Genomic DNA, 20974 nt, shown 5'->3' on the forward strand with positions numbered 1-20974 from the left:
GAGGGAACCCTTTTGTTTTAGCCTGACACCAGTTGAATTCGATATTCCCCGTGTTTCTGGCGTAAGGCTTTCCATGACTCATAAGCGGCGCTTGAATAAAAGGCTTTGGCAGATTCAGGTGTTGGAAATTCAGCTATCAATAGCTGTTGCCACGGCTCATCTTCTCCTTCGACCAATTCAAGCTTTGTTGCCTTCAGAATGTATTGACCTCCGTATTCATGCATCAGACCGGGGACGTTGTTGAAGTAGTCCTTAGTCCAGCCAAGACTCCATACTCTCGCTTGAATCAGCAGTAACGTCTTCATTCACAACAGTGCTTGTTGTAGAAACGCCAGGCCGATACCCCAGTGCCCAGCATCAATACCGGAATCGCCACCATATGGGCGAACACATTAGGCTCGATGTTCATATGCAACCACAGCAACAGGCTCCAACTGATTGCCAGATAGCCCAACGATATTAACCCTCTTTGATATTTGCTCAGCATGTTTCACCTCCTGATGCCTGATGGAAACAGTATAGAAACTGGACAAACAGGCTGTGAGTGTCATTATTGACAATATTATGGTGAAAAGTGACAGGTGAAAGATGAAGACAGTGATGATTCTTGCTGCCGGTAATGTGGTTGCCAGCGGTATCAGTAGCTTTCTTGACGTATTCAGCTTCTGCAATGTGTATTGGAAACGTATTCATCCCGAGGCCGAAAATGATCTGTTTCATGTGCATGTGGTCAGTCCGGATGGTGAGCCAGCGCTGACCAATCAGGGATTTCAAATTCCGGCCACAGGTATAAAAGAGACGGATCTCAATCAGGCTGATGCGGTATTGCTGGCTTCAGCCTTTGTGACTGATGAATCCGAATTGATGGCGTTCCAGCGCGCCTTTGCACCTTTTGTGGTGCCCCTGACAGATTACGCCAAAACCGGTAAGCCGATAGCGGCCTATTGTTCCGGAACCTTGGTGCTGGCTTCCACCGGCTTGATGAATGGGGTTAAGACCACCACAGTCTGGTGGCTGACAGAGCTGTTTAAGCAGCGCTTTCCCCAAGCCCACTTGTGTATGGATTCGCTGGTGGTCAGTGACTGCCAGTTTCATACTGCCGGGGCGACCAGTTCCTGCCTGAGTCTGGCGCTGCATATGGTGGAACAATTGGCCGGGGTGCAGGTCGCACATCAGCTGTCCAAGGTACTGCTGGTGGCGCCCAACCGCAGCTCACAGCAACCTTTTATGACCATGTCATTTCAATTGGAGCAGCATCAGGACAGTCAGGTGCAGGCGGTGCAGGAGTGGATGCAGCAAAACCTGACCAGCCAGATAAATCTGGATGAGCTGGCCGGGCAGTTTGCCATGGGCAAGCGCACCCTGATCCGACGTTTTAAGAGTGCTCTGAATGAAACGCCGGGCAGCTATTGGCAAAAGCTGAGAATTGATGAAGCCAAGCGTCTGTTGGAGACCACAGATATGGCTTTAGAGCAGATTATCGACCGGGTTGGCTATGGCGACTCTGCTTCATTTCGGAAGCTGTTCCAGCAACAAACCTCATTATCCCCCAGAGCATACCGCGCCAAGTTTAACAGCCACACCTGTTGCTGACAGCGGCCTGGCTGACAACAAAAAGCGCAGTCAATGCTGCGCTTTTGATTCTTCTGGCTTAACAATAACCGTTACTTGAGGCTTTTTATCTCCTGATCCAGCTGATAAGCCGAGTCAGTGACAATTTTCTCCAGCGTGGCAATCCGCTCCTTAAGTTGAGCATTCTCTGTCGCCAGTTGCTCTACCTGTGACTTATCTGCCTTGCCAATGCTGGATGCAGTTTGCGTGGCGCGGCTTTTCATCCAGACTTTGAACATCTCGGACGCGGACACACAGATTACAAATACAGTGATAACCGCCATAAGTGCATAATCGTTTTCCATCATAACCTCCGAAACTCTTTTAAATTGATGGCCACTGCATCCCTGGCGCAGCGGCCAAAGGGATTACAGACCGAAGACCACCTTCTCGCTCTTCAGCATTCTTTCTAGTCCCAGTGCCATTACCAGGGCAATAAACAGTGTGGTGGCAGACGATACCAGCAGCTGCAGCATGGGGATTTCCCTGCCTTTCACCAGTGCCATCATGGCCTGTTGTTGACCAGATACCGGCAGCCATTGCAGTGTGTCCGGAGCGATTTCATATGTGGCCATCATGGAGATCCCCAGAGGCACAATCAGTACTATGGTGAGATAGGACTGAGCCTCTTTGAAGGTCTTGGCCATAAAGGAGACGAAGATCTGCAGGCTGGCCGCCATTAGGGCGACTGGGATACCCACCAACAGCATGGCAAGCATAAACTCTGGTGAGATATTGATGCTGAAACCCAGCTCCTGCCAGGGCACCAGGGTATAAGCGAACTTGGAAACCAGCAGGATTAACGCCAGACCCAGCAGCGCAAATACGCTGACCGCGATAATCTTGGAAATCACCAGTTCCCGGGTCGATACAGGGTGACTCAGCAGCAGTGCCAGTGAATTGCGTTCCCGCTCACCGGCGCTGGTGTCGATAGCCAGGTTCATGCCGGAAATAAACACGGCATAAATCATGGTGAAGATAGCCAGCCCCAGAATCACACCACCCCTGGAGGTCGCTGTGGACTGATCTTCCACCTTGAGCTTGATAGGCTGAACCACTCTTGGGTCAATACCCCGGGCAATCAGGCGCAAACTGCCCACTTCCATGCTGTAGGACTGCAGGTTCTGCTCCAGTCTGCGAATTGACTTTTGCAGTTTCTCGTTGGACTTGTCTGCTTGCAGAATCACTACCGCCTGCTGACCTTTGGCCATCTGTGCAGGATAGTCTTCCGAAATCGTCAGAGTGATCTCCTTGATGTCGGGATCGTCCGCTTCGCCGTGCAGCACACCTTCGTTACCCAGGTAACGCACCAGATCCGGCGCATAATCCTGATTATTGATGGTGATCTTAATATCTTCCGGGCTGGTCAGCTGGCCAATCAGCACCATAAACAAACCACACATCACCAGAGGTGTACCAATCGCATAGTAGAGACCGGCCATTACCGAGCGTTTATCGCGGGCGGCATCTTTCAGCTCTTTGCGAGCCAGAGTGATTATCTTGTTGATCATGCTGCAATCCCCTCATCTGTACCGATAAGTTGAATAAAGGCTTCTTCCAGTGAATCGTGGCCGGTTTGAGCACACAGTTCTGCCGGGCTGCCGGTGGCAACTACCTTGCCATTGGCCATCACTATCACCTGATCGCACAGGGCAGCGACTTCCTGCATCACATGACTGGAGAACAGCACACAGTGGCCCTGATCTCTCAGGTCTTTGAGCATGCCTCGAAGCACCCGGGTACTCATGACATCCAGGCCCCGGGTCGGTTCATCAAGAATGATGTTACGGGGGCGATGCACAATGGCCTGCGCCAGTGCCGTCTTCATACGTTGGCCCTGGGAGAAGCCTTTACAGCGACGGTCGGCAATATCATCCAGTCTCAGATCGTGAATCACTTTCTCTGCCGCAGCTTTGGCCTCTTTGCGGTTCAAGCCGTTGAGCTCGGCAAAAAAGCTGATGTACTCCCGTGGAGTCAAACGCTCATACAGGCCAAATGGGTCCGGGAACAGGCCCAGTTGTTGTTTGGCTTCCTGTGGTGAAACCGCCACATTGATGCCTTCAACTTCGGCGCTGCCGGAATCGGGCTTCAGCAGGCCAAATACAGTACGCAGACAAGTAGTCTTACCTGCACCATTGGGGCCCAGCAGGCCGGTGATCTGGCCATCTTCAGCGGTGAAACTCAGGCCGTCCAACGCCTGAACATCACCGATGCGCTTATAAAGGTCGTTTACGCTAATCATGGCGATTACTCCTCGTTGCTGGCGTTGGCCAGGGGTTCGACAGTGTTGGCATTGAGATAAAAGCTGCGGCTGGTGTCCCGCTCCATACACTCAGTGTCCAGGTTTTCCAGTGAGCCATCTTTTACCAATGTGGCTATAAGGCCATGGGCGCAGGTTTGTGCGGCTGTGCCATGACCTGCGTAGGGAGAGACAATGTGCTCAGCATTGGTCAGCTGTACTTTGGCCAGCTCGCCCCATGAGGGAGGGGTAGCCGGGTCCATCTCACCAGACAGCAGTAAAGTTGGAATGTTGCTGGTGACCGGCTGGTGGAAGTCAGCATTGACAGGGGGTACCTGCCAAATGGTGCAGATCTCTGAGAGTGCACGCAGCATCTCACCGCCCACAAAAGTGCGGTTGGCGACTTCTGCGGCTTTTTCATCGACAAAGGGAATGTCTTCGCCACAGACCACGCTGGCATGCATCCCCATGGCAATACCTGCACCGTCGGTAGTCAGGGCATACAGTCCCAGAATAGGCTGATAGTTGCCTTTAGCGGCCTGGCTAATGGCGTAGGGCAGCAGGCTGCGGGTATTGGGGGCATACAGGGCCATACGAATGGCACTGAGGAACTTGCTGCGGGTCAGTGTCAGGTCAGTCATTTCACCGGCTACCGGGTCATTGACCTGGGTTTGCAGTGGCTCCCTGGCCAGGCGATCACTCACAGTTTCAAGTTCAGCTCTCAGCTCGGGGAAGGCCTGATTACAGGCTTGGTTTTGCTCACAGTCCGACAGCATAATCTCGGTCGCACGGGCAATAGCATCACCGATATAGATGAGGTTTTGTTGCATGGGCACCACACCATCCAGGGTCACAGTGGCTGTGGTTTCCGGATACTGACGCATATACAGCTGCGCCATGCGGGTGCCATAGGAGATGCCGTAAACATCCAGTTGCTCATAACCAATGGCTTTGCGAACCGCCTCGAAATCAGTCACGGCGTTGAGGCTGCCATACTGGGTAATATCTGCATTCTGGGCGTCCATACACTCTTTGGTGAGTGCCACCATATCCTGGGCTTCATCATTGATAGCCAGGGCATCGACCGGAGACATATTGTCGCAGGCGAGGATGTTGGAGCTGCCGGTGCCGCGCTGATCGATCAGCAGAATATCTCTGAACTGGCGGGTCTTGGTGAGCAGCTTATCGAAGTAACCTGCGCTCTCAATGGCCGACTGACCGGGACCACCTGCTATCCCCAGCAGTGCTTTACCCGGCTCGGCATTTTTGATGGCCGGCAGAATCACATACTGAATATCAATCTTCCTGCCGTCCGGCTTATTTGGGTTCTCTGGCACAGTGACAGAACCACAACGCACTTTTTCGTCTATACCGTCTACATAACAGCTGTCGGTATTGGCGAAGATATCGGTGGCCTGAGCTGCTGCCATGGTGGCCAGCATCAGGGCACCTGCCTGAAACACCTGTCTCAGCGCCCGGGCGGGGAGGGCAAGTTGACTGCGTAGCCCCTTATTCTCTCTTGATTGTGGATAGCGCATAGCTTGATTTCCTTTTGGCAATCCAGACAAGTCTGTGTTAACTTGAGTGGTGTATCAGTGTATCAATGTATTAATACAGTGTAAGGCTAATGTTAGATTTATTGCGTGTCAACCCCAGCAGTGGTGAACCTATTTATCGCCAGCTCCAGGAGCAGGTGATAAGGCTTATCGTGGGTGGACAGATAGCACCGGGAGATACCCTGCCATCGGTGCGACAGATGGCTGACTTTCTTAAAGTTAATCCCATGACAGTCTCTCGCGCGGTACAAAATCTGGTGGAGCAGGGCTACCTTGAAAGAAGGCGTGGCCAACCCACTCAGGTGGCACAAAGAGAGTTCAGTGAAAAGGGGGAGGGAGCACAGCTGCTTGCCCCACAAGCCGATGCGCTGATAGAGCAGGCTAAGCAGCTGGGTGTGGATTTACCCTCACTGCAGGCCCTGATTAAGTCACGTTGGACGGATTCATAAAGGAAGCGAGATGACAGAGCCGGACACCCCATTGCTGAGTTTTAACAAGATAACCAAGCGATACGGAGATAAGCCGGCGCTGGACGATTTCAGCCTGGAGTTGTTGCCCGGCATGGTGGTGGGGTTACTGGGGCACAATGGTGCAGGTAAATCGACCCTGATGCGCGCAGCCATGGGGATTCTCGATATAGAGTTGGGTGAGCTCAAAACTCTGGGTGAGTCTCCTGCCGAGCTGAGCAGCAGTGCCAAAAGCCGTATTGGTTATGTGCCCCAACAGCCTGTTGGTTACGAAGGTTTTACCGTGGCCCAGGCACTTTCACTGCACTCCAGTTTCTATTCTGACTGGGATAAGGAGCTCGAATCCCAATGGTTGGTGCGATTCGGACTGGATAGCAAAGCCCGGGTGCAGCAACTCTCTATCGGGCAGCGGCAGTCACTGGCTTTGATCATGGCCATGGCATACCGGCCAAAACTGCTGTTACTGGATGAGCCTGTCGCCAGTCTGGACCCCATTTCCCGTCAGGCCTTTATGTCTGATCTGTTTGAGCTGGCACTCGAGTCCGGCTCTGGTGTGCTCTTCTCTACTCATATCACTTCAGATCTGGAACGTGTTGCCAGCCATGTCGCCTTGATACGCCAGGGTAAGCTGGTATTGATGCGGGAGCTGGATCTGCTGCGGGAACAGATAAGATTACTGCATTTCAGCGAAGGAGCTGAGCGCCATCAGTTGCCTGAGGGGCTGACTGTACTGGCGCAAAACCGATACTCGATATTGGTGGACGGTTATCAGGGACAGGCTATCAGCGATGCCCAGATAGAGACCGTCAATCTGGAGCGCCTCTATATGGAAATGAACAGAGGGGAAATGAATTTATGAGCAGCTGGACTCAGGGGATGAGTCAATGGTGGCTCAGAGATGTCAGCTGCAACAGCTTTGTGCAGGCCGCCTCAGTCGGTTGGCTGGTGGGGACTGTATTGCTGATCGCTGGCAAGCCTGAAGGTATGGGCCTTATGTATGCACTGGCGCTGATTTCGGTCTGGGCTGCCGGCGCACTTCAGCTGATCCGTCTGCGGGCGCAGGAAGGACTGCTGCTTATTCCCGGGGCCAGAGAGCACTATTTGCGGCAATTGGCTGTGGTACTTTCCCTGTCGTCTGTGGTGACCCTCCTGGTCCCGGCTGTATTCTACCCGGCGGCATTGAATACCCTGCTGTTGTCTATTTCATTGGCGGCCATGTTCCTGCTGTATTCAACCCAAACGCCAAGACTGTTTTACGCCTCATTTTTTCTCTACTTCCTGCTGGTTTTCATCGACGATGTAGTCTCCCTGTTGCCCAACTGGGTGCCGTCTCTGATCCTGATAGTGTCGCTGGTGATTCTGTGGCGTCATCTGTCCCGGCCTGATGCGCTCAAATGGCATCCTGCGGCCAGTGGTATTACTGTATCGGGTGCCGAGATGGGATGGATGTGGATTCCGGGTATTACCGATAATTCTCTGGTCATTCGACTGTCCCATAAGCTGTTTCCCCTGAGCTTTTTCAGTGGTCCCATGTTGGGCAGCTTCCTGATGACCTTAGGCCTGGTCGCCCTGCTATTGGGCTGGTTCCTGCCAGTTGCGGATATTAAATTTCCGGTGGAGTTTGTGCTGCTGCAGGGCGCGGGTATCACCTGTATGTTGGTGCACTGGACCCGGGTGCTGAGGCTGCGCAGTCAGGATACTTTGCTGGCTTTACCCGTGTTTGACGGCCGTCGCGGGCTGATGGAGGCCATGTTTCACTCACAGCTATGGTTATTACTGTTGCTGGCGATGAACAGTGCCTTTGTAATGATTCTGGTTGGATTCGTTTATGGCTTTGACTGGATGACACTGCTGCAGTTAATACTGCTGCAAACCGCAGGTTGTGCACTGTCGCTGGCGGTGGGCAGCCTTTGCTCCCGACCTTTACATCTCACCTTGTTAATGTTCTATCTCATTCTCTATTCTGCGCTGGGGGGCGTACTCTTCCGCCTGGCACTGGATGACGCTTTACCCCTGCTTTGGATTGGCTGGCAAATACTGGCGTTGGTACTGGCATTGCTGGCCCTTAAGTGGGCCAGTGGCAAAAGCGTGGTCAGTGCAGCCTGACTCATCGGATGAGTTCAGGTTTCTGTGAGAGGAAGCAAAATTAATCCAAAAAGGCTTAGCTTTCAAAAATTGTTCAGTTAGAATCCGCCCAAAACCGGAACACTTGTAAGCTAAAAGTGGATTTATACCCTATGTCCCTGAGCCAGTACCATGTAATTAAACTTCTTCAGCAGCAGGCCGAGGCTCGCCCCGATGCGACTGCACTGGAGGGATTCGAGCTGTCAGCCCCCTGGGCTAAGGTCAGCTGGCAGGCATTTGCGTCAATCAGTAACAAATTGGCACAAGTGTTAATTTCTTTGGGTGTGGCCGTGCAGGACAGAGTCGTGATTTTGTCCCAGAACGTGCCTCAGTGGACCTGTGCTGACGTGGCAACCTTGAAAGCCCGTGGCATCGTCGTACCTGTGTACCCAACCAGCACCCTGGAGCAGGCTGCTTATATCATTAACGATGCCGAAGCCAAGGTGCTGTTCGTTAACGATGCCGGACAGTACGCCATGGCGCAGCAACTGCTGCACCTGTGCCCGACTCTGACCCATATTGTGGTGTTCGATGCCTCTGTTGAGCTGATCGACACCGAGACACACTTCCATCTGGATAGCCTGTTGGCTTCACCTGAGTGTGATGCTGCCATTGCTGCAGAACTGCAGCAGCGTATTGATGATGCCAATCTGGATGACCTGCTGACCCTGATCTACACCTCAGGCACCACGGGCGATCCAAAGGGCGTAATGCTGGATTACCGCAATATCGCCTCAACTGTGCGTCAGCACGATGCCAAGCTGGCCTTTACCCCAGGCGATGTGTCTTTGGCGTTCCTGCCCCTGTCCCATGTATTTGAGCGTGGTTGGAGCTTCTATGCCCTGTGCCGTGGCGGCCATAACGTTTATTTGAGCGATACCAACAAGGTGAAAGAAGCGATTGCCGCTGTCCGTCCTCACACCATGTGTGTGGTGCCGCGTTTCTTGGAAAAGGTGTACAGCGCGGTAATGGACAAGGTGGGCAAGGCGCCAACCGGACGCCGCAAGCTGTTTAACTGGGCAGTAGCTGTTGGCGCACAGCAGTTTGAAGTGAATCAGGGCCGCACCAAAGGTTCAATGATGCAGTCACTGAAAGCTCAGATCGCCAATAAGCTGGTGTTTTCCAAGCTGCGTAATGTGCTCGGCGGTCGCTTGAAGTTTATGCCTTGTGGTGGCGCTGCGCTGGATCCAAAGGTCAGTGCCTTCTTCCAGTCTATCGATGTGCCTGTGCTGTGTGGTTACGGCATGACTGAAACCACCGCCACAGTGACCTGTAATACTCTGGATAATCGCGTACTGGGCTCCAATGGTCAGGTTCTGCCTGAGCTGGAAGTGAAGCTGGGTACAGATAATGAAATTCTGGTGCGTGGCGATACCGTGATGCGCGGCTACTACAAGCGCCCACAGGAAACCGCAGATACCTTCGAAAATGGTTGGTTGAAGACGGGTGATGCCGGTCGTTTGGATGCTCAGGGTAACCTGTACATTACTGACCGTATCAAGGAGCTGATGAAGACCTCCAACGGTAAGTACATCGCGCCGCAGCGTGTTGAAGGTACCGTGGGTTGCTGTCCTTACATTGAGCAGGTGGCCATTGTGGCCGATGCCCGCAACTATGTGACCGCGCTGATTGTGCCTGCGTTTGAGGCGCTGGAATCATGGGCCCGCGAAAAAGGTGTAGCCTATGAGTCGCCAATTGACCTGTTGCGCCACAATCACGTAGTGGAGCACTTTGAGCAGCGCTTGAAGATGATGCAACAAGGCCTGGCTGGCTTCGAGAAAATTAAGAAGTTCACCCTGTTGCCTGAAGCCTTCTCCATGGAAGCGGGTTTGATCACCCCAACCATGAAGTTGCGTCGCAAGATGATCTACCACAAGTACGCCCGCGAAATTAACGCCATGTACAACAACTGATATCGAGTTGATCAGAAAAAGGACGCCCAGGGCGTCCTTTTTTGTTTTCCGGAAATTGGTATTTTCAACTGCTGAATTCCATAAAAATCAGTTACTCAAACTGTGATCCTGTCCCCGATGGAGACAGATGCAGTGTATGTCAAAGGCGGTTATGCTGGGGTATCAGTCTATCTGTACCTACAACTTCGGATAAATAAAACCAATGAAAACTATCGGATTATTGGGGGGCATGAGCTGGGAGTCCACCGCCAGTTACTATGCCATGATCAATCAGGGCGTGAAGCAAGAGCTGGGCGGTTTGCACAGTGCCAAACTGGTGCTGAACAGTGTCGATTTTGCTGAAATTGAAAAGCTGCAGCACGAGGGCAATTGGGCCTGTACCGCCAAGATGCTGACCAAGGCGGCCGTCGGTGTGCAGGCGGCCGGAGCAGATTTTTTGCTGATCTGCACCAACACCATGCACAAAGTCGCGCCTCAGATTGAGTCGGTCATCAATATTCCTTTGCTGCACATTGCCGATGCCACAGCGGATAAATTGCTGGATAGCGGAATTGACTGTGTAGGTTTATTGGGGACCCGCTTTACCATGGAGCAGGACTTCTATGTCAGTCGTCTTGAGGCCAGAGGCATCAAGGTGCTGGTGCCCGATGAAGCCGGTCGTGAGCGTGTTCATCAGGTGATCTATCAGGAGCTGTGTCAGGGACAGATTTGGGATGACTCCCGTAATGACTATCTGGCGATTATGGACAAGCTGGTAGATCAGGGGGCTCAGGGAGTTATTCTGGGCTGCACTGAGATTGGCCTGTTGGTCAAACAGTCCGATACCCAAACACCTCTGTTTGATACTACTGCCATCCATGCCGAAGCCGCGGTGAAACTGGCACTGAGTTAACCTCCTTTGTTAGGCTGATATTTTATCCCTCTACTGAGATGATGAATGTCAGCCTTATCTTCGATCGACTTCTCCGGGTTCCAACGGCAAGGCTTTCAGCGTTTTGAGGCCTGTATTTCACAGTCGCAACTGATTGCTTTAAGACAGGTGGCACAGGCTTTTCACGCCAATTGGCAAAGGGATAATCTCGACTTTTACCAGTCCCAGGCGGTTAACAGCGCCTACCTGACCGCCCCTGATTATCTCGATAACACCCAAAGGGAGCTGTTATTTCAGTTCATCGGAAGCCAGCTGATAAAGGATATTATCTCGCCGCTGTTTGCTGATTGTTGCGGCTTTCTCAATACTCAGTTGTTCTTTAACCCGGTCAATCCTGATCAGCGCAATTACTGGCACCGGGATTGTCAGTATCATCTGTCGCTGGCGCAGCAACAGGCGGCGCTGACCGGTCCGCTGGGGTTGCATTTGCGACTGGCGTTATACGATGAACCCGGGCTGGAATTTATCCCCGGCTCCCACAAACGCTGGGATACTGAGATGCAGCTGGATGTGCGTCTTAGCCAGGCGGGTCATACTCCCAGTGATGATCTACCCGGTGGGATGCTGGTTCCTTTGCAGGCCGGTGACATGCTGCTGTTTGACGCCAATATGATTCACCGTGGCCTTTACGGCATGGACAGACTGGCGCTGGATATTTTGTTCTGTGACCCTGTGCCTGAGCTGCTGCAGTTTGCACGGGAAGATTGTTTGCCTGATACCCGCACCCTGGAAAGCCTGGTCTGGCCTGACGCTTTTACAGTTACTGCTAACATGCTGAAAAACTGTGGTAATAACTAAAAAGGATTTTGATATGGCGCTGAAAATACCCCCTTTACTGCTGGTGCTGCTGTTTGCCCTGGCAGGGTGGTTGCTGACCTGGTTTGGACTGGGGTGGCACTGGGATATGCCATTGCGTCTGGGCTGGCTGATTGGGTGGGGACTTGGTGGCTTGCTGTTCGCATTTGCCGGAGTGCTGTCGTTTCGTCGCGGCAATACCACGGTTGATCCTACCCGGCCTGATAAGGCGTCAAAACTGATTAATGGCGGTATCTATCAACGCACACGTAATCCTATGTATGTAGGCTTCGCCAGTGCGCTGGTTGGTTGGGGCGGATATCTGACCGACCCGCTGGCATTGTTGCTGGTGCCTGTGTTCATCTGGTATCTGACCGAGTTTCAAATCAAGCCTGAAGAGCAAGCACTGACAGAGCTGTTTGGCGAAGAGTACCAGGATTACTGCCATCAGGTGAGACGCTGGCTGTAGAGGTTTACAGCGAGGTAAATGCCAGTCATGTCGGCCAGCTTAACGACTTGAACAACTCGCTGTATATTGCAGGCGCACATCATCCAAAATCATCACAGCAAGGACAGGCATGCCATGACGGCTTTTAGTTTGGAACTCAACCCAAGATTCAACGAAACCGACGCCCTTGGGCACATCAACAACACAGTGATTCCTGGTTGGTTTGAGGCCGGTCGAACGCCGGTATTTGAGATCTTTAATCCACAACTGAACCTGCAACAGTGGAACCTGATCGTCGCCGGTTACAACATCAGCTTTAAAGCCCCTACTTTTTACGGTTCAAGCGTGACCATCACCACTGAAGTAGCCCGTATTGGCAATGCCAGTTTTGACCTGCGTCAGCGCTGTTGGCAGGGGGACAAGATGACTGCTGAGGCAATTACCACCATGGTGCATTATAACTATACCGACGAGCGAAGTGAGCCGATTCCTGACAGTGTTAAGGCTGAACTGGAACAGCATTTGATTGCATAACCAAAAGACCCGCCAACGCGGGTCTTTTTTGGCATCTTTAGAGGGAAGTTAAGCCTTGTCGCGACAGTGCTGTTGCAGTACTTCCAGTACATGATCAGGTAATGCCGCTTTTTGCCCCGTTTTAAAGTTAAACATCACCACCTTGGCACTGCCTGTGGTGGTCACAGCCTGCTGCGCTTTGCTGAAAGCTTGGTAATGCATCACAAACCTGTCTTCCTGAATATCTGTGATATAGGCGCCGATAATCAGGGTATCCGGAAAGGTGACCGGACGCTTGTATTTGGCTGTGGTTTCGCTCAATACCGGGCCAGTACTCTGATCCTGCAGCATGGAAATCAGTCCGGTTTGACGTAAAAAATCGATACGCGCGGTTTCAAAATAGCGGAAGTAAGCGACATTATTGACGTGTTGCAGGGCATCCATCTCGCCCCAGGCAACCGGGATTTCAGTGTGGACCGGGTACTGCTTGATAAAGTCTTCCATGTGCGGGACATCCTTGAAAATTCGGTTGTTAAACGCTCGTTTGAAAGCCAGAGTAGCAGTCGGGCAAAAAAGCGGCAAGCCTGTTTGCTTCCGTGCCGCCTGGCTCTGACTGCGAGGTTGCAATCCGCTGAAAACAAAAAGGAGACCCAGGGGTCTCCTAAATTTGGTATCTGTAATGACTGTTTTCCACCACTAATCAATCAATATTGATTAGAACTTATTGATCGAAGTTCAGCTCATCAAAACTGCGTACTGTGTTGAAATCACCGGTGCGCACGCCTTCTTCCCGTACCATCTGACAAACCTGCAGTCCGGCAGCAGAAGCTGCCTTAAGCTCTTCCAGCAGATCCGATACAAACAGAACCTGTTTGGCCTTAAGACTGATGGTGTTGAGTATGTTCAGGTAGGCCTGCTTATCCAGCTTGCTGCCGGTACGGGTATCAAAATGACCGTTGAACATTGGGTTCAGGTCACCACCATCGCTGTGACCAAACAGCATGGCCTGAGCTTCGGCAGAGCCGGAAGAGAAGCTGTAAACCCGGATGTTCTGGTTGGTGTAACGGCTGATAGCTTCGATAAAGTCCGGGTAGATATGGCCCTTAAACTCACCTTTGGCATAACCCTCTTTCCAGATCATTCCCTGCAGCGCCTTCAGCGGTGTGGCTTTGCGATCTTCGGCAACCCACTGCTGCAGAATTTCTGTGACCCTTTCCAGTGAGGCATCTGCTTCCAGCGCGATGTCGCGAACATCACATATGCAGTTATCGACCAACATATTGTTTTGGTTGCGCTCGAGGAATTCCGGCAGTGCCTTGACCGAATAAGGGAAGAGGACATTGTGAATAAAGTCCAGGTCTGTAGTGGTACCTGCAGTATCCACGACTATGGCTCTGATACCCATATGATTGTTACTCCATCATAGCTTGCTGTTTTATAGGTGAGTGAGCGACGCATTTGCTGCCCGGCCACACTTACCCGGAACTTCCTTAGAGGCAGGAACTACCCGATCCTAAAGTGAATTAGCTGTTTTGACCAGCGTTTCCCGGCATGAAAAAGGAGCAAAAACGAATGATTTTTTACCATTTTTCTGCAGTATTCCGGGGCGTCTGGTGCTAGGGTCTGTTAACCTTTCATGGTTGAATTTTGCTCGAGATAGACGCGCTTTAATCGCGACGCAAGGTGTGCCGCCTAGTGGGCCTAAGCAAATACCTTTTGATTGTACTCATATGGATGAAAAGGAGCTGAAAATGATAATAACCACTACCCCGTCAGTAGAGGGCAGACGCATTACCGCATACCGAGGTGTGGTTGCTGGAGAGGCTATTCTCGGTGCCAACCTGTTCAAAGATATGTTTGCCGGGATCCGGGACCTGGTGGGCGGTCGCTCCGGTACTTATGAGCGGGAACTGCAAAAAGCCCGTGAAATTGCGCTGCAGGAGTTACAGCAAAGGGCTGCTGAGCTGGGGGCTAATGCCGTTGTGGGTGTCGACCTGGACTATGAGGTAATGGGCCAGGCCAACGGTATGTTAATGGTGTCCGCCTCAGGTACGGCAGTTGTGGTGGAGTAGGCCCTGGTTTGCGGCCATAGCAGGCCCAGTTTTAATGGCTGGCCAGAGCCAATATAGCCTGCTTTGAAATGGCTGACTGCTAAGAGACCGGTTTGCCCCTTAGCGTGCGCACCATCCAGTAGAGAGTGGTCAGCACAAGCGCGAGCACTGGCAGCCATAACCAACCTCCCCGCAGTATTTCGGGAAACACCGGCTGCGCCAGAAACGCCATTAACGACAGGATCAGCGCAGTACACATGCGCCACAAATGGCGGGTGATACGCATTGCGTGGTGTCCACCACCACGCAGTAGTCGGCGCAGATCTCCCATCGCCGCCAGTGAAGCCACAGTGCCGAAAATAAGGAACATTTCGCTGGGTATATCTTTACCTGGTTTTACGCCTTCCAGCCCAAGAGTGATCAGCCCTAGCGCCAGGGTGGCACCGATCACCAGAATGACCACATCACTCCAGCCGGTATGACCCAAAGGCTTGCGCACGGTTTGCCAGCCACTGATGGCCAGATAGCCACTGAACACACCCATTACCGGCCAGTTGCCCTGATTAATATCCATAATGATGGCGCTGCTGGCAGTGAGCAGCATGGCGAGGGTAAATATCCGGCCAAGATTACGGTGCAGTGGGCTGCCTTTGGCCGAAAGCAGGGCGCCAAAGCCGCAAGCCAGTACCAGAGTACCGGCGAGAATATGTAGTGTCAGTGTCATGGTAGAGCTCCCCAATATGTGCGCAGCTTATCGGGTATCAATAATCATGCCATTGGCTAAGTTATTGAATCTGTGGGTTTATAAAATTTCACCCGCTGAAGATGTTGGGCGTTTTCCCCAACAGTCAGGTTATTTCGCTAACTGGTTGTTATTTCGTCGCCCCTTGGTTAGCTTGAGGGCTGCCCACTAAAAAAGCAAAAGCTGAAAAGCTGCTGCTAACGATAAAGGACATACAAATGAACAGGATGTTTTGCGTTGCCATCAGTTTGATACTGGCTCTGGTTAGTGCGCCGGTACTGGCCGATAAGGGAATAGTCACTGAACCTCTCTCCATTGAATCTCCCCTGCTTGGTGATAAGCCCGCGGTGTTTACCGTGACCCTGCCAGAGGGCTTTGATGCGGAATCTGAAAAAGGTTATGTAGTGATGTTTGAACAGCATCCTGCTGCTCAGGCATTGCTTGCGGGTATGCACCACTGGATGGGCCACAATGGTGGCTGGCCCTGGCTGCATACCATAGTGGTGACAGCGCCGGACGGACATCAAGGCCTGGGCAAGTTGAAAGGTGACGCCATAGAGCTGGAGGGCAACACGGCGTTGCTGGACTTCTATCAAGAGTCACTGTTGCCAGCCATTGACCAGAAGTATCCCACCAATGGCTTTCGCATTATGAATGGCTTTACCGGTAATGCCGGTCTGGTGCTTTACACCTTACTCAACCGGCCTGAGCTGTTTAATGCCTATATTGCCGCAAGTCCGGTATTGAGTAAGGACTTTGCTTATGTGCTGAAAGAGGGTGAGCAAAACCTTAAGCGCATTGCGCCAACATTAGCCAAACGGTCGGTATTTCTGCAGATATCCACCAGTGACAGTGAATATGAGCAGGGACAACTTGAGAGCTATGCGCAACTGGAAGCCATGCTTAAGGCCCATGCTCCCAAAGGGCTTAACTGGCGCAGCCAACGTTTTGATGGCAGTTATTACATGACCCAACTCGTGCTGGCCACGGCCCATGGCATTGAGTTTATTTTTAATGATATCCATCAGCCTCTGGCCGCAGATTCTGCCGTCAGTCAGCAGGGTGTTGAGGCAATCGTGAAGCATTACCAACATCTGTCACAGCAGGTTTATGGTTTTAAGGTCTCGCCTTCCTCATCCCTGATCGCGTTGGCCAAGTCTAACGATGATCCCACAGTGCAGCTGAAGGTGTATGCCGACAGTATTAACGCTGAGCCTGATTATCACTACCTGAGATTTAACTACGCTACGGCTCTGGCAAGTCAGGGACAACTGGATCAGGCCAAAGCCCAACTGGATAAGGCGGTGACGCTAACTGAACATCCTTTCTGGCTGAACAAGTACCAGGAGGCGTTGACCAAACTGGCCGGGGCCAACACAGGTGAGCGGATAAAACTTTAGGGGCAGGATATGAACACAGCGCAGAAATTGGCCGCCATAGCACTGGCGCTACTGATACCGGGTGAGACCTTAGCTCATGGGCATGACAGGTTTGCAAAAGTAGAGATTGTCGCTCAGGAGCTTAAGCCCGGCATCTATATGCTGACTGGCTCAGGTGGCAATATTGGGGTCAGTGCCGGTGAAGATGGAGTCTTGATTATCGACGACCAATTCGCGCCATTGGCGGAGAAAATCCAGGCTGCGCTTAACAAACTTGCACCTAACCAAAAGATTGCCAAGCCAAAATTCATAATCAACACCCATTACCACGGCGATCATGTAGGGGGGAATACCCACTTTGGTAAGGATGGCACCATTATGGCCCATGACAATGTCTATCGCCGACTCAGTACAGATGGCAAAACATCTGCCGGAGCTTTGCCTGTGGTGACCTGGGATGAAGGGATCAATCTGTACTTTAACGATGACAAGCTCAGAGTGATGCATATGGGCACAGGCCACACTGACGGTGATTCAGTGGTGTATTGGGATTCGGGCAATGTGGTGCATATGGGCGATCTTTTCTTTAATGGCATGTTTCCCTATGTTGACCTTAACGCTGGAGGCAGCGTGCAGAGCTATTTGGACTCAGTAAATCAGGTGATTGCTGCTGTGGATGACGACACGCAAATCATTCCCGGCCATGGTCCGTTGGCCAGCAAGGCTGACTTAAAGGCGTTTGCCGATATGATTGCCGCCAGTATTGAATGGGCCGATGCTCAAAAAGCGGCGGGAAAAACTCTTGAGCAAATGAAAGCTGAGGGCATGCCTGCAGAGTTCGAGCCTTGGAACTGGCGCTTTATCACGGAAGAGAAGTGGATTGATACTCTGGGTCGATGAATTGATGCGATAAAGTCATTGATCTTAGCTTAATATTCTGTTTTATGTATGGTTTTTGGTGTGTCTGGCTGACTGCTGAGCTGTGACTGGTTATCTTGGTGTGGCGTAATAATGCGCTATTTTAACCAAGAGGAGTCACTGTGAAAAAGATAACAATGATTTTGACAAGCGCGATGTTGCTGGTTGCTTCAGGGGCCGCAGAAGCGGGTGGCGTAAATCACGGAAAGCAGTGTGTAGATCGTCAGTACATCAGTGAAATGAGTTTTGGCCATATTACTGGTGGAGGAATCTCTCCTGACGGGGGAAATGCCTTGATTGTACATTTAAGTAATGGGGTCAATTTGCCATTGCATCCCCATTACAATGGTAACGATGCTGGTGGTCGCCACATTATCGAAGGTTTGCGGTTGGCGTTTGCCTATAATCGTCAGGTTTCCCTTTGGGACCATGCCGGTAATAACTGTGATGACTTTGATGCTGTCAGAGTACATAGTGATACCTATTAATTAGCTGTTTTGCAGCTTAATCTTGCAGCACAGGGATGTGTTGCTGTTAGTCATTTCCCGCCTTTCATTCCTCTGTCATGTCCTCAACTCAGGTGACAGTTATCCCTGGCAAGATCTTGCATTTTTATTATTGCAATATGGTAATAGTCATTTTGATTTTCTTGTATTGTTACTTTTGGTGGCGGAATTAAACTATGCCTCATTCCTTGAGAGTGGCCTTCATTCTCGAGCTCAAATCTTTCTAGTTTTATGATTTTTATGGAGATTGTTATGAGCAGCGTATTTTATATGCCCCCTGTAACCCTGATGGGTCAAAACGCTATTCTTTCCCTGGGCGCTGAACTGGCCGCCAAAGAGCTGACCAAAGCTTTGATTGTTACCGATAAGGTATTGGTTGAAATTGGTCTGGTGAACCGCCTGACCGAACAACTGAGTCAACACGGTATTGGCTTCGCTATCTATGACGGTGTTAAGCCAAACCCAACCGAAAAGAACATTGAAGATGGCCTGAATATGCTGGCGGAGCAGGGCTGTGACTTTGTTATCTCCTTTGGTGGTGGTTCATCCCACGATGCGGCCAAAGGTATCGCTCTGGTTGCTGCCAATGGCGGTCATATCCGCGATTACTCCAAGGGTGTTCATCTGTCCCGTAAGCCACAGTTACCTTTGGTTACGGTAAACACCACTGCAGGCACGGCTTCAGAAATGACGGTATTCGCGATCATCACCAACGAAGCTGATGAAACCAAATATCCTGTGGTTGATAAGCACTTTACCCCAATCATTGCGGTGAATGACTCTGAACTTATGGTTGCCATGCCAAAGTTCCTGACTGCTGCAACCGGTATGGATGCTTTGACTCACGCGGTAGAAGCCTATGTATCTACTGCGGCAACGCCGATTACTGATGCTTCAGCAATTAAAGCCATTGAGTTGATTTCCCGCAATCTGGAAACCGCAGTAAACAATGGCGAAGACCGTCAGGCCCGTGATGCCATGCAGTATGGTGAGTATCTGGCGGGTATGGCCTTCTCCAACGCATCTTTGGGTTATGTGCATTCAATGGCACACCAGCTTGGCGGTGTATACGACCTGGTGCATGGTCTGTGTAACGCAATTCTGCTGCCGGAAGTTTCCCGCTTTAATGCGAAAGTCGCTCCCGAACACTTTGTGGATATTGCCAAAGCCATGGGCGTTGATACTGCTGAAATGACTCAGGAGCAAGCGATTGAAGCTGGTATCCAGGCCATTGTAGAGCTGTCTGAAAAAGTTGGTACTGCACAACATTTGGCAGATCTGGGTGTGAAAGAAGAGAAACTGGCCTTTATGGCACAAAACGCTCTGGACGATGCGTGTTCTCTGACTAACCCTCGCAAAGCCAGCCTGGAAGAGATTATCGAAATCTACCGCGCCTGCCTGTAAAGCTTTACCCAACCTAACCTAATCTGCTGACAAAAAGCCCGCATAATGCGGGCTTTTTTATCAGGCTTAGACCGAAGTCTTTCGCAGAATAAAGAACTGGTACCCAAACTCGTTCAAATAGCTGTGATACATCCCTACTTCCTTCTCAATGGCAGCCAATGCCGCTGATTCCGGCATCTCTGGCCTTAACTCCTTTACTCTGGCTTCCAGTGGCTCAAAGTAAGCACGCCAGGAGTCTTCGCTCAGGACGAATGTATCCAGCAATTCATAGCCTGCAGCTTTAGCCTGTTTAATACGTGTGGCGACACTGCTCATATCCGGGTAATCCTGCTTCCAGAACGTCTGACTGGCTTCGCTGGGAGAGTCTGTCAGCCACACCAGATCACTGAGTACCAGAATGCCATCGTCAGTCAGCAAAGGCCGCCACTGCTGCAGAGCTTTTTCTACCCCCATAATATAGGCACAGCCTTCGGCCCAGAGAGTATCGAAGCTGGCGGGGGGGAATGGCATATCTGTCATGTCTCCATTCACTGTGGTGATGCATTCGGCGAAGCCTGCTTCGGTGGCCAGTTGCTGCAAACGTGCCAGCGCAGTGTCTTCGTTATCCAGCGCCGTTATTTCTGCTTGAGTGCTCGCCGCCAGTATGCGGGTTGCCAGGCCTTTGCCACTGCCGATCTCTAACAACTTTTTCGGGGCATGGGATACAGCGGCCAGCGCCTTGCGGGTATCGGATTCACTGCCGGGGCCCCAGCGATCCAGCTTCTCGAATACCTTCATAAAGTCGGCCATATACTGTTCGTGTTCATTCATATCTTTGGATATCCACTTGAGTCTTAAGGCTTCTTTGTGTGTGAAGCCCTGTTTCATTAACCATTCCAGATGCGCATCCGGCGCGACTTCGTCCACTGACTTATGCCACTCCTTGAGATTTCCCTGTCCCAACAAAGCGGCCAGCAGCTCTCTTGAGGCTTGTTTTTGTGCAATTTCCTCATCAAGTGCATTCAGCCTTTGTTGCAGCAGTTGCCTGTCCACCTTGGCTTCAAGGCAGGCCTGACACTCTTTTAATGTCAGGCCGCCGGCCTGAAGTTTCAGCATCAACCGTAATCTTTGCAGGTCTTTGTCTGAGTAGACCCGATAGCCATTGTTCAGGCGTTTGCCCTTTATCAATCCCTGCTTTTCGTAATAGAGCAGGGTTGAGCGGGAAAGGCCCACGGCGTTTGCCAGTTCGCTGATACGGTAATAAGTCATGGGCTTCCTCTGGTTTTGACCATAGGCTGGGAATTAACGGCCCGAAGGCGTTCGTCGTTACGTTGGAAAGATAAACTATGAAGCTGTAGACAGGTCAATGCCTGATTGAATTATTTGAGATGTGCAGCC

Annotated in this window: 24 protein-coding genes; 14 read left to right on the forward strand and 10 right to left on the reverse strand. The window is 51.5% G+C overall.

Translation table 11 applies throughout. The annotated features are described in order from the left end of the window. Window positions 1-17 precede the first annotated feature (17 nt). Window positions 18-305, reverse strand: coding sequence for a DUF1330 domain-containing protein (locus L2725_RS22385; protein WP_249251021.1), 288 nt, complete (start codon window positions 303-305; stop codon window positions 18-20). Further along, window positions 302-487: a hypothetical protein gene (locus L2725_RS22390; protein WP_115136656.1), complete on the reverse strand. Its 186-nt coding sequence runs from the start codon at window positions 485-487 to the stop codon at window positions 302-304. Before L2725_RS22390 ends, L2725_RS22385 begins: the two co-directional genes overlap by 4 nt. 101 nt (window positions 488-588) lie before the next feature. Between L2725_RS22390 and L2725_RS22395 the strand changes: the two genes are divergently transcribed. Further along, the gene (locus L2725_RS22395; protein WP_249251024.1) at window positions 589-1593 is read left to right on the forward strand and encodes a GlxA family transcriptional regulator; all 1005 of its coding nucleotides are present in this window, start codon (window positions 589-591) and stop codon (window positions 1591-1593) included. A gap of 71 nt (window positions 1594-1664) precedes the next feature. Here L2725_RS22395 and L2725_RS22400 read toward each other — a convergent pair whose 3' ends face one another. From L2725_RS22400 to L2725_RS22415, 4 genes are all read right to left on the reverse strand, one after another. Next, complete coding sequence (locus tag L2725_RS22400; RefSeq protein ID WP_249251026.1) at window positions 1665-1916, reverse strand: phage shock protein B; 252 nt, start codon at window positions 1914-1916, stop codon at window positions 1665-1667. Window positions 1917-1979: 63 nt separating this feature from the next. After that, the gene (locus L2725_RS22405; protein WP_162807150.1) at window positions 1980-3119 is read right to left on the reverse strand and encodes an ABC transporter permease; all 1140 of its coding nucleotides are present in this window, start codon (window positions 3117-3119) and stop codon (window positions 1980-1982) included. Further along, entirely contained in the window at window positions 3119-3853 is a 735-nt protein-coding gene (locus L2725_RS22410; protein ID WP_115136652.1) for an ABC transporter ATP-binding protein, read from the reverse strand. Before L2725_RS22410 ends, L2725_RS22405 begins: the two co-directional genes overlap by 1 nt. A 5-nt stretch (window positions 3854-3858) precedes the next feature. Next, entirely contained in the window at window positions 3859-5388 is a 1530-nt protein-coding gene (locus L2725_RS22415) for an alpha/beta hydrolase (RefSeq protein WP_249251028.1), read from the reverse strand. Window positions 5389-5477: 89 nt separating this feature from the next. Between L2725_RS22415 and L2725_RS22420 the strand changes: the two genes are divergently transcribed. The 8 genes from L2725_RS22420 to L2725_RS22455 all read left to right on the forward strand — a co-directional run bounded on the left by L2725_RS22420 (window position 5478) and on the right by L2725_RS22455 (window position 12618). Next, window positions 5478-5855: a GntR family transcriptional regulator gene (locus L2725_RS22420; RefSeq protein ID WP_248936731.1), complete on the forward strand. Its 378-nt coding sequence runs from the start codon at window positions 5478-5480 to the stop codon at window positions 5853-5855. Window positions 5856-5865: 10 nt separating this feature from the next. Further along, window positions 5866-6732 carry an ABC transporter ATP-binding protein gene (locus tag L2725_RS22425; RefSeq protein ID WP_249251030.1) on the forward strand — a complete coding sequence of 289 codons (867 nt, stop codon included), beginning with the start codon at window positions 5866-5868 and terminating at the stop codon, window positions 6730-6732. Next, window positions 6729-7979 carry a hypothetical protein gene (locus tag L2725_RS22430; protein ID WP_249251032.1) on the forward strand — a complete coding sequence of 417 codons (1251 nt, stop codon included), beginning with the start codon at window positions 6729-6731 and terminating at the stop codon, window positions 7977-7979. Before L2725_RS22425 ends, L2725_RS22430 begins: the two co-directional genes overlap by 4 nt. A gap of 131 nt (window positions 7980-8110) precedes the next feature. Then, entirely contained in the window at window positions 8111-9910 is a 1800-nt protein-coding gene (locus L2725_RS22435; RefSeq protein ID WP_249251034.1) for an AMP-dependent synthetase/ligase, read from the forward strand. Window positions 9911-10112: 202 nt separating this feature from the next. Then, window positions 10113-10802 carry an aspartate/glutamate racemase family protein gene (locus L2725_RS22440; RefSeq protein WP_249251036.1) on the forward strand — a complete coding sequence of 230 codons (690 nt, stop codon included), beginning with the start codon at window positions 10113-10115 and terminating at the stop codon, window positions 10800-10802. Between the two features lie 45 nt (window positions 10803-10847). Further along, entirely contained in the window at window positions 10848-11639 is a 792-nt protein-coding gene (locus tag L2725_RS22445; protein ID WP_249251038.1) for a phytanoyl-CoA dioxygenase family protein, read from the forward strand. 13 nt (window positions 11640-11652) lie between these two features. After that, entirely contained in the window at window positions 11653-12105 is a 453-nt protein-coding gene (locus tag L2725_RS22450; protein WP_115136644.1) for a methyltransferase family protein, read from the forward strand. Between the two features lie 114 nt (window positions 12106-12219). Then, window positions 12220-12618, forward strand: a complete 399-nt coding sequence (locus tag L2725_RS22455) for an acyl-CoA thioesterase (protein ID WP_249251039.1) — start codon at window positions 12220-12222, stop codon at window positions 12616-12618. A 48-nt stretch (window positions 12619-12666) separates the two neighbouring features. Here the strand turns inward: L2725_RS22455 and L2725_RS22460 are convergent, their stop codons facing one another. Both L2725_RS22460 and mtnC read right to left on the reverse strand, forming a co-directional pair. Beyond that, window positions 12667-13101, reverse strand: a complete 435-nt coding sequence (locus L2725_RS22460) for an acyl-CoA thioesterase (protein ID WP_249251040.1) — start codon at window positions 13099-13101, stop codon at window positions 12667-12669. A gap of 217 nt (window positions 13102-13318) precedes the next feature. Beyond that, on the reverse strand, window positions 13319-14002 hold the full coding sequence (mtnC, locus tag L2725_RS22465) for an acireductone synthase (protein ID WP_249251041.1): 684 nt from the start codon (window positions 14000-14002) through the stop codon (window positions 13319-13321). Window positions 14003-14348: 346 nt separating this feature from the next. On the opposite strand from mtnC, the gene L2725_RS22470 reads away from it, so the two are divergent. Further along, the gene (locus L2725_RS22470; protein WP_115136640.1) at window positions 14349-14669 is read left to right on the forward strand and encodes a heavy metal-binding domain-containing protein; all 321 of its coding nucleotides are present in this window, start codon (window positions 14349-14351) and stop codon (window positions 14667-14669) included. Between the two features lie 79 nt (window positions 14670-14748). Here L2725_RS22470 and L2725_RS22475 read toward each other — a convergent pair whose 3' ends face one another. Then, window positions 14749-15372, reverse strand: coding sequence for a DUF2306 domain-containing protein (locus L2725_RS22475; protein ID WP_249251042.1), 624 nt, complete (start codon window positions 15370-15372; stop codon window positions 14749-14751). Window positions 15373-15608: 236 nt separating this feature from the next. Between L2725_RS22475 and L2725_RS22480 the strand changes: the two genes are divergently transcribed. The 4 genes from L2725_RS22480 (at window position 15609) to L2725_RS22495 (ending at window position 19597) form a co-directional block, all read left to right on the forward strand. After that, window positions 15609-16790 (forward strand): alpha/beta hydrolase-fold protein, encoded by a 1182-nt coding sequence (locus L2725_RS22480; protein WP_249251043.1) that lies wholly within the window; start codon window positions 15609-15611, stop codon window positions 16788-16790. A 9-nt stretch (window positions 16791-16799) separates the two neighbouring features. Beyond that, window positions 16800-17669 carry an MBL fold metallo-hydrolase gene (locus L2725_RS22485; RefSeq protein WP_249251044.1) on the forward strand — a complete coding sequence of 290 codons (870 nt, stop codon included), beginning with the start codon at window positions 16800-16802 and terminating at the stop codon, window positions 17667-17669. Between the two features lie 140 nt (window positions 17670-17809). Continuing rightward, window positions 17810-18175, forward strand: a complete 366-nt coding sequence (locus L2725_RS22490; RefSeq protein ID WP_162807149.1) for a hypothetical protein — start codon at window positions 17810-17812, stop codon at window positions 18173-18175. 270 nt (window positions 18176-18445) lie between these two features. Beyond that, complete coding sequence (locus L2725_RS22495; RefSeq protein WP_249251045.1) at window positions 18446-19597, forward strand: iron-containing alcohol dehydrogenase; 1152 nt, start codon at window positions 18446-18448, stop codon at window positions 19595-19597. Between the two features lie 66 nt (window positions 19598-19663). On the opposite strand, the gene L2725_RS22500 is transcribed toward L2725_RS22495, so the two are convergent. Continuing rightward, window positions 19664-20845 carry a MerR family transcriptional regulator gene (locus L2725_RS22500; RefSeq protein ID WP_249251046.1) on the reverse strand — a complete coding sequence of 394 codons (1182 nt, stop codon included), beginning with the start codon at window positions 20843-20845 and terminating at the stop codon, window positions 19664-19666. Window positions 20846-20974 lie beyond the last annotated feature (129 nt).

This window comes from Shewanella corallii, from assembly GCF_023349125.1.
GTDB lineage: Bacteria > Pseudomonadota > Gammaproteobacteria > Enterobacterales > Shewanellaceae > Shewanella > Shewanella corallii.

What these genes read in the sequence shown, in the direction of transcription:
- L2725_RS22385 (WP_249251021.1), bottom strand. Translation starts at nt 305, where the DNA reads ATGAAGACGTTACTGCTGATTCAAGCGAGAGTATGGAGTCTTGGCTGG.
- L2725_RS22390 (WP_115136656.1), bottom strand. Translation starts at nt 487, where the DNA reads ATGCTGAGCAAATATCAAAGAGGGTTAATATCGTTGGGCTATCTGGCA.
- L2725_RS22395 (WP_249251024.1), top strand. Translation starts at nt 589, where the DNA reads ATGAAGACAGTGATGATTCTTGCTGCCGGTAATGTGGTTGCCAGCGGT.
- L2725_RS22400 (WP_249251026.1), bottom strand. Translation starts at nt 1,916, where the DNA reads ATGGAAAACGATTATGCACTTATGGCGGTTATCACTGTATTTGTAATC.
- L2725_RS22410 (WP_115136652.1), bottom strand. Translation starts at nt 3,853, where the DNA reads ATGATTAGCGTAAACGACCTTTATAAGCGCATCGGTGATGTTCAGGCG.
- L2725_RS22415 (WP_249251028.1), bottom strand. Translation starts at nt 5,388, where the DNA reads ATGCGCTATCCACAATCAAGAGAGAATAAGGGGCTACGCAGTCAACTT.
- L2725_RS22420 (WP_248936731.1), top strand. Translation starts at nt 5,478, where the DNA reads ATGTTAGATTTATTGCGTGTCAACCCCAGCAGTGGTGAACCTATTTAT.
- L2725_RS22425 (WP_249251030.1), top strand. Translation starts at nt 5,866, where the DNA reads ATGACAGAGCCGGACACCCCATTGCTGAGTTTTAACAAGATAACCAAG.
- L2725_RS22430 (WP_249251032.1), top strand. Translation starts at nt 6,729, where the DNA reads ATGAGCAGCTGGACTCAGGGGATGAGTCAATGGTGGCTCAGAGATGTC.
- L2725_RS22435 (WP_249251034.1), top strand. Translation starts at nt 8,111, where the DNA reads ATGTCCCTGAGCCAGTACCATGTAATTAAACTTCTTCAGCAGCAGGCC.
- L2725_RS22440 (WP_249251036.1), top strand. Translation starts at nt 10,113, where the DNA reads ATGAAAACTATCGGATTATTGGGGGGCATGAGCTGGGAGTCCACCGCC.
- L2725_RS22445 (WP_249251038.1), top strand. Translation starts at nt 10,848, where the DNA reads ATGTCAGCCTTATCTTCGATCGACTTCTCCGGGTTCCAACGGCAAGGC.
- L2725_RS22450 (WP_115136644.1), top strand. Translation starts at nt 11,653, where the DNA reads ATGGCGCTGAAAATACCCCCTTTACTGCTGGTGCTGCTGTTTGCCCTG.
- L2725_RS22455 (WP_249251039.1), top strand. Translation starts at nt 12,220, where the DNA reads ATGACGGCTTTTAGTTTGGAACTCAACCCAAGATTCAACGAAACCGAC.
- L2725_RS22460 (WP_249251040.1), bottom strand. Translation starts at nt 13,101, where the DNA reads ATGGAAGACTTTATCAAGCAGTACCCGGTCCACACTGAAATCCCGGTT.
- mtnC (WP_249251041.1), bottom strand. Translation starts at nt 14,002, where the DNA reads ATGGGTATCAGAGCCATAGTCGTGGATACTGCAGGTACCACTACAGAC.
- L2725_RS22470 (WP_115136640.1), top strand. Translation starts at nt 14,349, where the DNA reads ATGATAATAACCACTACCCCGTCAGTAGAGGGCAGACGCATTACCGCA.
- L2725_RS22475 (WP_249251042.1), bottom strand. Translation starts at nt 15,372, where the DNA reads ATGACACTGACACTACATATTCTCGCCGGTACTCTGGTACTGGCTTGC.
- L2725_RS22480 (WP_249251043.1), top strand. Translation starts at nt 15,609, where the DNA reads ATGAACAGGATGTTTTGCGTTGCCATCAGTTTGATACTGGCTCTGGTT.
- L2725_RS22485 (WP_249251044.1), top strand. Translation starts at nt 16,800, where the DNA reads ATGAACACAGCGCAGAAATTGGCCGCCATAGCACTGGCGCTACTGATA.
- L2725_RS22495 (WP_249251045.1), top strand. Translation starts at nt 18,446, where the DNA reads ATGAGCAGCGTATTTTATATGCCCCCTGTAACCCTGATGGGTCAAAAC.
- L2725_RS22500 (WP_249251046.1), bottom strand. Translation starts at nt 20,845, where the DNA reads ATGACTTATTACCGTATCAGCGAACTGGCAAACGCCGTGGGCCTTTCC.